Origin of the sequence: Novosphingobium sp. SG754 (assembly GCF_013149315.1) — a bacterium.
Lineage (GTDB): Bacteria > Pseudomonadota > Alphaproteobacteria > Sphingomonadales > Sphingomonadaceae > Novosphingobium > Novosphingobium capsulatum.
Window position 1 is genome coordinate 115,031 of the sequence record NZ_JABGCC010000003.1, and the last position, 11,654, is coordinate 126,684.

Genomic DNA, 11,654 nt, shown 5'->3' on the forward strand with positions numbered 1-11,654 from the left:
GGGAAATAAGGTCAGCCGGCTTGCCCACCGACCATCATCCGGTCGATGCGCAGCGTAGGTTGGCCGACACTGACATGCAGCGACTGGCTCTGTTTGCCGCAGGTCGCCATGCCGCTGTCGAGCGCGAGGTCATTGCCGACCATCGAGACGTGGCGCAGCGCCTCATGACCCACGCCGATCAACGTGGCGCCGCGCAAGGGCACAACCAATCGGCCCTTTTCGACCAGCCAGGCCTCGATCGTGGTGAAGTTGAACCGACCGGTGACAATATCGACCTGCCCGCCATCGAATTCGGTGGCGTAGATCCCACGATCGATCGAGGCGATGATGTCCGTCGGGTCCGCGTGGCCGTTCGCCAGAAACGTGTTGGTCATGCGCGGCAGCGGCAAGTGCGCATAGGATTGGCGGCGGCCATTCCCGGTCGAGCGGGCATTCATCAGCCCGGCATTGAGCCGGTCCTGCATCAGCCCGGTCAACACGCCGTCGTCCACCAGCACGGTGCGATCGGGCGCGGTGCCTTCGTCGTCGATGCCGAGTGATCCCAGACGTCCTGGGATGCCGCCGTCATCGATCACGGTCACACCGGGCGCGGCGATCCGCTCGCCCAGCTTGCCGTCAAAGGCAGAGAGATGCTTGCGATGGTGATCGCCCTCCAGACCGTGTCCCACCGCCTCGTGAAACAGCACACCGGGATAGCCCGGCCCCAGCACGATCGGCATTTCGCCAACGGGCGCCGGGATGGCTTCGAGATTGTTGAGCGCCATGCGCGTCGCCGTCGCGACCATGGCGTCGATCGCGGCGGCATCGAAGCCATCGAGCCCCGCCCGCCGTCCCAGGCCCGCCTGCCCGCGTGCGCGGCGGCCACGCTGCTCCGCGATCACGATCATCGACAGGATGGTCATCGGCCGAACATCACCCGCCAGCAGGCCATCGGCATCGGCAACCAGCACCGTCGTGTCGGTCAAACGGACATTCGCATCGACCCGCACGATGCGATGATCCCGGCCACGGGCGCGTTCGTCGATCCGCTCCAGAATGGCGATCCAGGCAGTGGCGTCCGTAACCGCGACAGGATCGAGCGCGGGATAGAGCGCATGGCCGGCGGTGCGGCGGCTGAGTGCGATACCGGGTGAATGGCGCTGAGCATCGCCGCCAGGTGCCAGCGTTCTTACCGCACGCGCCGTATCGAGCAGCGCGCCCGGGCGGATATCGGCCGAATGGGCAAAGCGCACCTCGCCCCGGTGGACCGTTCGCGCGCCTACCCCCTGCCGCATCGCAAACGCGCCCTGGGACACGCGGCCACCTTCAAGCTGCCAGCTGCGCGTGCTGCTTGCTTCGAAATAGAGATCGGCCAGATCGGCGCCACCGCCAGCCAGCTCGCCCAGCGCGCGGCCGATCGCCGCCTCGTCCAGCCCGGCCGGTTCGAACAACCGCGCCCGCGCGCGGTCGAGCGCAATGTCGCCGCCGTTCATGCCCTGCCCCCCAATTGCATGTCGTCGATCAGGATAGAGCCGGTACGGATCGCCCCGATCCGCGCCACGTCGCGCCCGACCGTGCGAATGGCGGCCAGCATGGCAGGAACAGTGCCCGCAAGCGTCACGTCGGTGACGGCATGGACAATTTCGCCGTCTTCGACCCAGAAGCCACGCACTGCCTGCGTCCAGTTGCCGCTGGCAGGATCGGTCTTGCCGCCCTGGAAGTGGGTGACGACCAGCCCGCTGCCCAGCATCCGCAGCATCGCGGCCCAATCGCCGCTTTCGGCCGTGCTGGTGAGTGCAAGGTTGTAATAGCCATCGGCGTTGCCCGTCGATGCCATTCCCAGCTTGCGGCCGGAAAAGCTTGACAGGAACAAGCCCTCGGCAACACCCGATCGCAGGATCGCGCGCGAGGAGCCGGCGATCCCCTCGCTATCGAAGCCGCCGCTTGCCAGCCCCAAAGGTTCGAACGGATCTTCGCGCAGGTCCAGATGCGCAGCGGCCACGCAGCGCCCCACCGGGTCTGGCAGGAAGCTTATGCGCCGATATTGCGACGCCCCGTTCAGCGCGCCAGCCACGATGTCGATCAGGGTTGCGGCCGTGCGCGGGTCGAACAACACCGCGCAACGGCGGCTGCCCACGGCCCGCGCACCCAGTGCCCGGCGCGCGCGCGCCGCCGCGTCGCGCGCCAGCGTTTCGGGCGCGATCAGGGCCTCAATCCGCCGTTCCTGCGACTGGCAGAAATCGGAAATGCTGCCACCATCGTCCTGCGCCAGCATCACCGTCCAGCGCGCATCGTTGGAGCGCAATGCAGTGCGACAGAACCCGTCGCTGGTCGCCAGGGCCCACAGGCCCTCGGTAGCCAAGGCCACGGACTCCCCGGCGCGCAGCCGGCTGTCCGACGCAGCGATTTCGGCGGTAATCCGGTCCAGCGCGCGCGCTGCTTCCAGCATCGCCTGGGCACTGCGCGGGCTGTCGCCATAGAGCAACGGTGCGGGGCCGGCAAAGGCCAGGCGATCGGCCGGCGGCAGATCGGCATCGGGATCGGGCTGGACATGCGCGGCGATCAGCATCGCCTCTTCCACCACGCGGTCGATCGCCGCCCGGTCGAATCCCGCGGTCGAGGCCGATCCCCGGCGGCCATTGTGAAACACGGTCAAGCCAAGGCTCTGGCTGCCGCTGCGCTCGGCCATCTCGATCTCGCCATCGCGCACTGCCGTCTTGGCGATGCCCTCATGCCGAACCGAGGCGCGCGCCCGCGCGCCGCGCTTGGCCGCCTGTTCGACCGCCCACTGCGCCGCATCGCGCAAGGCCGCCTCATCGTGGGTCAACAAAGCGGTCATGCCGCGCCCTCAACCCGCGCAAAGCTGGCATGGCCATGATGCAGGGTCAGGCGGTGGGTGTGATAGGCCGCCAACCGCTCGTTATGGACGACGCTGACGATGGTCGCGTGCGGCATCGCATCCAGGACTGCTTGATAGAAATACGCTGCATTGTCGGCGTCCAGCGCGCTCGTCGCCTCGTCCAGCACCAGCAGGCTGGGCCGCTGCAGCAGGATGCGGGCAAGGGCCACGCGCTGCTGCTCCCCTGGCGACAGTTCGTCCTGCCACATGCGCAGCGCGTGCATGTCCGCGACATGGGCGTCGAGCCGCACGCGTTCGAGCAATGCCGCGATGGTCGCGTCGTCATGATCTTCCGACCGATCGGGAAAGCAGATCGCGTTCTTGAGCGTGCCGAGCGGGAGGTAGAGCCGCTGCGGCACCAGCATCGCCGTGCCGCGCCGGGTCATCGCCACCTGGCCCGTCCCGTCGGGCCAGAGGCCAGCCATGGCGCGCAGCAGCGTGGTCTTGCCCGTACCCGAAGGCCCTTCGATCACCCAGCGCTCGCCGTCGCGGATCGTCCAGTCCGCCACCGACAGCAGGGGCTCCCCATTCGGGCGGCGCAGCATCAAGCCGGTTGCGCTGATGGCAACGCCATCGGGCGTGCCACCCGGCACAAAACCGATGCCGCGCGGGCGTTCGTGATCGATCGCGTCGTCCAGGGCCTTCAAGCGGTTGAAGTTGGCGATCTGGCGCGCGATGCCCGGATAGCCGAGAACGATATAAGACAAGTTGCTGGAAAACTGTGTGAAGGCATCGCGGGCGGCCTGCACCTGTCCGAACGTAATGGCGCCAGCGAAATACTTGGGCACTGTCAGGAACAGCGGCACGATCGCCATGACCTGCTGATAGATGCTCTGCCCCGCCTGCAACCCGGCATTGGCCAGCATCAGCCGATACCAGTTGCGCCTGATGTTGGCGAAGGTCTGGCGAAGGCCGTGCAGTTCTATGCCCTGGGCGCCTGAAAAGGCGATCTGTTCGCTGTTGCGCCGGACGTGGAGCAGTTCGCTGCGGAAATCGGCATCGTAATGCTGCTCCCGCATGCGCCGCCGGACAAACGGCTTGCCGATCCAGGTGATAAGCACCGTGCCGAACAGGACATAGCCGATGGCGAACCAGACAAGGTCGCCACCGGGCAGCGGGATGCGGTAGCCAAACAAGGGAATGGCAAGCGGTCTCGCCGTCTGCACCAATATGGCGGCAAACGCGATCGCCCGCACGAGGCTGAACACCAGCGAAACCAGGATGCTGAGCGGGGACGTGCCATAGATCAGGCCCATGGACGTGAATTCCTTCACATCCTCGGCGATGCGCTGGTCGGGATTGTCGATCATCCGCAGCCGCTCGATCTCGTAAAAGCGATCGCGCGCGAACCAGCGGCCCAGATACCAGTTCGTCAGCCATTGCCGCCACCGGATCGACAGCGTCCAGCCGACGATGTTGTGGGCAGTCGCCGTGCCGATCTGAATTGCAATGATGGTCGCGAAAGCAAGAACCAGCGACAGGAACAGCCCACCCTGGCGCTGCTCGATCGCATCATAGAAGTGGCGCTGCCATTGGTTGGCCAGCAACAGCGCATAGGTCGTGCCCACCTCGATCGCGCAATAGCACGCCACCAGAAGCCACGCCCATTTCCAATCGTCGGACACGAAATATCGCGTGGTCAACCGCCACGCGTGGGCCCAGCGCTCCCGTGCCGGTTGGTTGGACTGGAGGCCCGCTTCGCGGCGGGCCTCCTCGACGTTGGCAGGCGGTGGCATCATCGCTCGATTATACCCAGTCAGAAAAGGCGCTTGGAAATGCTCAGACGCACCGTGCGCGGCTCGCCCACCGGCACGTAGGTATAGACCGAGGCCGAGCCGTAGTTCCGCCGATCGAAGACGTTGCGGACGCCCAGATTGAGGTTGAAACCCTTGAAGCTCAGGAACACGTTGGCGTCCACCTGCCGCGACGCCGGCACGACATATTGTCCCAGCAGATTGGCAAAGGAACTTGATCGTCCGTACAGGCCCGCCGCCACACCGCCGCTGAGGTCGTCCGAAAGCTTTGTCCGATAGGTCGAATAGACGCTGTAGGTATCGCGCGGTTGCTGCGCGACGACGGTCTGCAGGGCATTGGTCGTCAACAGCTTGTAATTGGTGCGGGTAAGCGATGCCAGCACCGTCCACCCCCGCAACAGCTGTCCGGCAATGTTCAGGTCCACGCCGCGGCCGCGCTGGCCCGGTCCGGGCAACAGGTTGGTGGGGTCAGCCGGATCGCGAATGATGATGTTATCCTGCTGGATATCGAAATACGATGCGTTGATCGTCGCACGCTTGTGGAAGAGATCGAGCTTGATGCCCGCTTCCTTGTTGGTGGTGATCACATTGGGCAGGATGCTGCCGTCCTTGGCCGCGGTGAACGTGGCCTGCTCGCCGCGCGCGTAATTGGCAAAGATCGAAAGGTCGGGGGTGGCATCCAGAATAATGCCGGCACTGGGCGAGGTGCCGTTCTTGCGCTGCATCAGCACGGGCGAAGGCCCGGCAAAGAACGTCTGTGACGTAGTCTCGAACCAGTTCTTGCGCACGCCGCCGAGAATCTTGAGCTTCCAGAACTCGATCAGGGCCTGGCCATAGACGCCGTTCTGCTTGCCGCCGCTGATAAGTTGCACGTTGCCGAACGAGGACCACGGGATCACGACCAAGGGAGTATTGGCGCCCAGTGATGGGTTGGTGGCGCGGTTATAGACCAGCCCGCTGCGCTGCGCGGCCGAACCATCGCTGTAGTTGTAGCCAAGGTTGAAATTGGCTTTCAGGCCCTTGGCAGGCTGAGTCTTGATGCGCAGGAAGGTGTCCAGCGCGTTGGACGAGCCATCCTGCTGCGACCCTTGGGTGTCAGCTATCAACGCGCCCTGGCGGCTGTAGCCGACGCTGGCGGCCCGGGTCGTTAACAGGGTATCATCGTGCGATCCACGCGCGACGAGGTCGATGCCGGGCACGAGTTGCCGCGTCGCCTCGAAGTAATAGCGGTTGGTGTTGATCTTGATGCCCTGGTTGGCCGCGTAGATCGGCCGGGACGGGTCACGATCGATGAGTTGCCGCGTCTTGTTGTCGAACAGCGTGAACGCGCCAATACCGCTCGTCGCCTCGTTGATGCTGACACCAATGATGATGTCGGTCAGGCGGTCCTTGTAGCGTAGCGAAGGCGCAACCAGCCAACTCTTGTCACCGGTATAGCCGCCATAGTTATGATCCATCGTCTGCGCGCTGGCGATGAAGCGCGCCGACAGCTTTTTGTCGGCGGTGATCGCATTATTGCCATCGACCACGCCGCGCACCAGCCCGAACGATCCGGTATCAAAGCTGACGGCAAGGCGCTGCTCGGCGCTGGGCTTTTTCGTCACCACGTTGACGTTGCCGCCCAGATTCCCAAAGCCGGCCATCAGCGCATCAGGGCCTTTCAGGATTTCGACCCGCTCGATATTGGCGACCGGCTGATCCGCACCCGCGCTGACACCGTACTGCGATGTCGTCGATAGGCCATTGACCAGGCCCGCGGCGGAAAAACCGCGGATCGTATAGCTGGCGCCGCTGTTCGGGCTGTTGGACAGCACCGAAACACTGCCGGCATTGCGCAGAATATCGGTAATGTTGAGGGCCTGCTGCTCCTCGATCGTCTTGGCGGTAATGACCTGGGTGTTGCGCGGTTGGTTGCGCAGGCCCAGGCCGTTGCGATCAGACGTGGTCGCCTGGCGAACGAGCACGCTCGTTTCCGCCTCGTCACGCCGGGCGGTAACGATGATGTCGTTGGCGACAATCAGCCCTTCCTGTGCCCCCGGCATGACCACAAGGTGGCTGCCCTTAATCGCCGCCTGGACCGCGTGTTGCGCATCCGTCGCACCGCGTATCGGCCGCGAGGTCAGGCCCTTGACCGCATCGGGATCGTAATTGATCGGCTCACCCGTTCGCGCTGCAATCGCCTGAAGCGCTTCGGCCATCGGCATTGCTGGCAGGTCGATGGCCGTGCTGGCCAGCGCACCTTGCGCCGACGCAGTCGAAGGCATTGCGGCGCCCCCCAGCGCGAGAATACCCAGGCTTGCGGCGCTCAAAAGATAACGGCGTTTAGCAGTCATGTGCACGATGCAACTCCCTCCCCCCACGGTCGAGCGCCATCCCCAGACGGGCGCAGTTGCCCGTCCGGTGAACCCAAGACCCTGTGACAAAAAACGGACTCGCCTTACGGCGAAAGATCGGTCGCTTCCCGATCGGGTGCGACCGCGGCCGTCCTCCTGCGCGACGGCATTCCCTGTCTTGGCGCCCTTGGCACCAGCGGGATTTTGCTGTCGAAGCCGAAGCTATGCGTCACTTGGGTTACACGCAAATTCGAAGTGTTCATGCCGGGCATGAACACGTTCAATGGCCATCTCTGGCCCTGACGTTGGCTGAAAACAGTGCGACGTAGGCCTCGATCTGGGCCACGAACCAGGCGAGCATGGGATCCCGTCGCCGATAGGCTGGCCATTGCGCCACGGTCACGACGCCTTCCTGCACGAATGGCGCCGCGACGGCCCTGACCGGCATGATCGAAGCGAAGTACTGAAACAGCCAACTGCTGCCGGTCGCCAACAGATCGCTGCCGATGATGATCCCCGGCAGGGCAGCCTGCGAACTGGTGCGCATCGCAATGCGACGTGCTTTGAGCAGGTCGGCCGTGCTGCGATCGACCGTCATGGTCAGCATCCGCTCGTCGCCGGCGATGACGTGGCGCGCGCCGCGATACTGGGCCTCGTCTATGTCGAACCGGTCGGCAAGTTCGGAATGGCCCGTCCATATCAGACAGGAAATATATTCCGTAAGGATGGGGAGCGTTTCCAGGTCGGGCAATGCCAGTTCCGCCGGCAGCAACAGCAAGTCGGCGCCACGATCCAGGGCGCGTTGCGGCACATCGATATCCAGCGGAACGATGTTGATCGCGAGGCCGGGAGCGGCCGCCAACAGGCGCTGGACCACAGGGCCAAGCAACATCTGCTCGACCACGTCGGATGCGGCAACGGTGATCGTACCCGTGCTGGTCGACGGATCAAACGACAATGCGAAGTTGAGTGTCCCGTCCACATCGCGCAACACGCGGCGAACCTCGCTACGCAGCGCCATGCCGAGGGAAGTCAATTGCTGGTCCCCACCCGCATGATGAATGACGAGGTCATCGCCGAAATGGTCGCGCAGGCGGCGCAGCGCATGGCTCATGGCAGACTGGCTGAGCCTTACCCGTCGCCCCGCCTCGGTCAGCGTCGGCGCATGAAGAATCGCGTCGAGCGGATAAAGCAGGTTGAGGTTGAGGCGATGAACCGGGGGCTCCGGGGTCTCGGCCGGGCTACGGCCCCTGTCCCCCCTGGGTTTATCGATGCGCAAGTTAGCCAGTCCTTCGTACCTTCCCTTCGGCGCCGCAGCAGGCGAAGCGGGTTGAACGCCTCGCGTCTGCCACAGGCTTGGGATTGCGCGTCACTGTGCCATATCGGCCCTGGGCGCGAAAGCGCTGGCACGCTACCGCGCACACGCCCCTTGCCCCCAGCCGACACAGCATCGGGGATCCCAAAAAGGCCACCGCCAGCGCAGGAGACCGCTATTCGGCGACCACCGGCAGCACCACCGCGCTGGCCTTGTCGCCGCCGAACCACACGCTCTGCGTGGCCTTGCGATAGTCGCCGGGCTTGGCAAACATGATATTGGGCACGAAGGTTTGCGGGTTGCGGTCATAGAGCGGGAACAGCGTGGACTGCACCTGCACCTTGAGCTTGTGGCCCGGCAGGAACACGTGGTTCACGTTGGGCAGCGCCCAATGATAGTGCACCACCTGCCCCGGCTTGAGCGCCGCGGGCTTGGCAAAGCTTTGCGCATAGCGGCCGCGGAAAATCTCGATGCCGATCGGCAGCTCGTATCCCGCCATCGACGGGCGCCCGCCCTGGTCGGCGGCCTCGGGCACGTCGTTGGGATAGACGTCGATCAGCTTGACCACCCAGTCGCTGTCGGTGCCGGTGGTGGCGGCATAGAGGTCCACCTCGGGCGCGCCCATGATGTGCACCGGCTTGTCGAGCGTGGCGGTCTGCCATTCGGCCACGTCGGGCCGGCCAGAAACAAAGCGCTGGTCGTGCACCAGCCAGGGCTTCCACTGCGCGCCATCGTCCATGTCGACCGGGCGCGGGATGAACGGCACGGGGTGGGCCGGATCGCTGACATAATCGTCATGCCCGGCCGCGCCCGGCTTGGCAAAGCCGGCACTGCCATTGGCCCCCAGATAGAGCGCCTGGCCCGTACCCATCGGCCAGCGCGGGCTTTCCTGCCACTGGTTGATGCCGGTGGCATAGGTCAGCACCGGCGGGGTGTGCGGATTGGGCGCATCCTTGAGCCAGTGATCGAAGAACGGCTTGAGATACTTCACGCGCCATTCGTGCGCGGTGTCACCCGTGAAATCGAGCGCGCCCAGGCTCGATCCGCCGTGGTTGGCGCCCGAATGGCGCCACGGGCCGATCACCAGGGTGACCATGTCGTTGTTCTTGTCCTTGGGCTCGAGCGCGCGATAGACGGAAGGCGCGCCATAGCTGTCTTCCTGGTCCCACTGCCCCACTTCCAGCATGGTCGGCACGGTCAAGGGCCGGGCGGCCAGCCACTTGTCGACCGCCTGTTCCGACCAGAACGGAGTGTAAGCGGGGTTTTCCAGCCACTTGCGCACGCCCGGAACCTGACCGATGCCCAGCTTGGCGGCAAAATCACCCACCGATCCCGCTTCCAGCCAGCGGGTGTAATCATCCCCCTTGCCCAGCGCGAAATCGCCGCCGCCATCGCCCTTGTTGACCACCTGCGTGGTGGCATAGCTCAACGAGGTGACGCGGAACGCACCGTTGTGGAACCAGTCATCCCCCATCCAGCCATCGACCATCGGGCTTTCCGGCACGGCAGCCTTCAATGCGGGATGCGGATTGATTTCGGCCATCAGCGTGGTGAAACCGAGGTAGGACGAACCGATCACGCCCACCTTGCCGTTGGTTTCCGGCACGTTCTTCACCAGCCAGTCGATCGTGTCATAGGCATCGGTCGATTCATCGATGCCGGTATTGTTGAGCGGCCCGGCGATCGGCCGGTTCATGATATAAGTGCCTTCAGAGCGGTGCATGCCGCGAATGTCCTGATAGACGCGGATATAGCCGTCTTCGGCAAATTCGGCGTCCATCGTTTCCAGGATATCGACGATGCGCTGGCTGGCCACGCGGTGCGTCGATCCCCAGGCGTCATAGGGCGTGCGCGAGAGCAGGATCGGGCCGCCGCGCGTGCCCTTCTTCATCACGATCACGGTATAGAGCTTGGTGCCATCGCGCATCGGCACCATCGCCTCGCGCCGGATGAAATCGGCCGAGGGCAGCACCTGGTCAAAATGCGCGATCACATCGGGCGTCATCGGCGTAACCGGGGCATCGGCCGCCGGGGCGGCGCCTTGCGCCAGGGCAGGGCCGGCGATGGCGAGCGAAAACAGGGAAGCCGTTGCCAATGACAGGAATGCGCGCATGGGGGTGCAACTTTCGAACAGCAGGAAGGCGCGCAGGGTGGTTGCGCGGGAAACCTTACTACCGCGCGATCGCGCAAAGACAAACGGACATTGGCCAGCGCTTCACGCCGCGCTGGCCAGGGCCTCCCACCCGCGCTGGCTGCGCCAATCGGGCGCCAGGTCGGCAAAGCGTGACAGGGCGAGCTTGTCGATCTCGGCAAAGCTGACCTGCCCGTCGATCACCAGATCGCGGATGGCATGGCCCGAAGCCGGCGACAGGCCAAAGCCCACGCCCGACATCGTGGCGATCGTGACGTTTTCGGGGTGAGTCAGCCGGTCGATGATCGGGCGCCCATCCGGCGTGTTCTCGATGATGCCCGACCACGAGCGGATCACGTTGAGATGTGCGGCGCCCGGCAGCAGTTCGGCCACGCGCCGCGCCAGGTTGCGCGCCAGCGGCGTCGATGGGCGCGCGGTGGGGCCGGCAGGATCGGTATCAAGCCATTCGTGCGGCCCGCCGCCATAGGCAAGGTTGCCACGCAGGGTCTGCCGCCCATAGAGGCCGTTGCCATCCACCCCGCCCCAGCGCATCAGCGGCGCCGGCTCGGTCACGATCATTTCCGCGCGCGCGGCCGCCAGCGGCACGTCAACGCCCAGCGGCGCCATCAGCCCGGAAATCTGCGGCCCGGCCGCCACCACCAGCGCGTCGCACGACAACGTGCCCTGCGGCGTTACCACGCCGGTGGCGCGGCCCGCGCTGGTTTCGATGCGCAGCGCCGGGCAATGCTGGATGATCCGCCCGCCCAGATCCTGCGTGGCCCAGGCATAGGCCTGCACCGTGCGCTGCGGGTTGGCATGCCCGCCAAAGCGCAGGTGGATGCCGCCCAGGCAATTGTCGCCCGCCAGTGGCACCATCTCGCGCGCCTGCTGCGCGTCGATCTTGTCCACCTGATAGCCCATGTCGCCACACATGCCGGCGATATAGTGATAGTGATGCAGCTGCCGCTCGCTCACGGCAATGATCACGCGCTCGCGCTGGTATTCGGTGGGATAGCCGAGCAATTCATCCATCATCGGCCACAGGCGCTGTTCTTCATCGAACAGCGGGCTTTGATAGTGCGAGGCGCCGCCGCCGTTGCGGCTCGATGCTTCCCAGCCGACCACGCCCTTGTCGAGCACGATCACGTCCACGCCAGAGCGGGCCAGCCACCATGCCGCCGAAAGCCCCGTCACCCCTGCGCCGATCACGATGACCGAGGCGCCATTTGCCGATTTCGTCATG

General features: G+C 65.1%; 7 protein-coding genes. All 7 read right to left on the reverse strand.

Annotation, left to right across the window (positions count from 1 at the left end):
• Positions 1 to 11 precede the first annotated feature (11 nt).
• The 7 genes from FHW97_RS08645 to FHW97_RS08675 all read right to left on the reverse strand — a co-directional run bounded on the left by FHW97_RS08645 (position 12) and on the right by FHW97_RS08675 (position 11,653).
• A complete protein-coding gene (locus tag FHW97_RS08645; RefSeq protein ID WP_171798705.1) occupies positions 12 to 1,472 on the reverse strand; it encodes a metallopeptidase TldD-related protein in 1,461 nt (486 codons plus the stop codon).
• Entirely contained in the window at positions 1,469 to 2,818 is a 1,350-nt protein-coding gene (locus FHW97_RS08650) for a TldD/PmbA family protein (protein ID WP_171798706.1), read from the reverse strand. The genes FHW97_RS08645 and FHW97_RS08650 overlap by 4 nt, the downstream gene beginning before the upstream one ends.
• Positions 2,815 to 4,617 carry an ABC transporter ATP-binding protein/permease gene (locus FHW97_RS08655; RefSeq protein WP_253941692.1) on the reverse strand — a complete coding sequence of 601 codons (1,803 nt, stop codon included), beginning with the start codon at positions 4,615 to 4,617 and terminating at the stop codon, positions 2,815 to 2,817. The genes FHW97_RS08650 and FHW97_RS08655 overlap by 4 nt, the downstream gene beginning before the upstream one ends.
• Before the next feature lie 17 nt (positions 4,618 to 4,634).
• Entirely contained in the window at positions 4,635 to 6,896 is a 2,262-nt protein-coding gene (locus tag FHW97_RS08660) for a TonB-dependent siderophore receptor (RefSeq protein ID WP_171798707.1), read from the reverse strand.
• A 349-nt stretch (positions 6,897 to 7,245) separates the two neighbouring features.
• Complete coding sequence (locus FHW97_RS08665; RefSeq protein WP_082209252.1) at positions 7,246 to 8,244, reverse strand: LysR family transcriptional regulator; 999 nt, start codon at positions 8,242 to 8,244, stop codon at positions 7,246 to 7,248.
• Positions 8,245 to 8,455: 211 nt separating this feature from the next.
• Positions 8,456 to 10,393, reverse strand: a complete 1,938-nt coding sequence (locus FHW97_RS08670; RefSeq protein WP_171798708.1) for a CocE/NonD family hydrolase — start codon at positions 10,391 to 10,393, stop codon at positions 8,456 to 8,458.
• 102 nt (positions 10,394 to 10,495) lie between these two features.
• On the reverse strand, positions 10,496 to 11,653 hold the full coding sequence (locus FHW97_RS08675) for an FAD-binding oxidoreductase (protein WP_062786604.1): 1,158 nt from the start codon (positions 11,651 to 11,653) through the stop codon (positions 10,496 to 10,498).
• Position 11,654 lies beyond the last annotated feature (1 nt).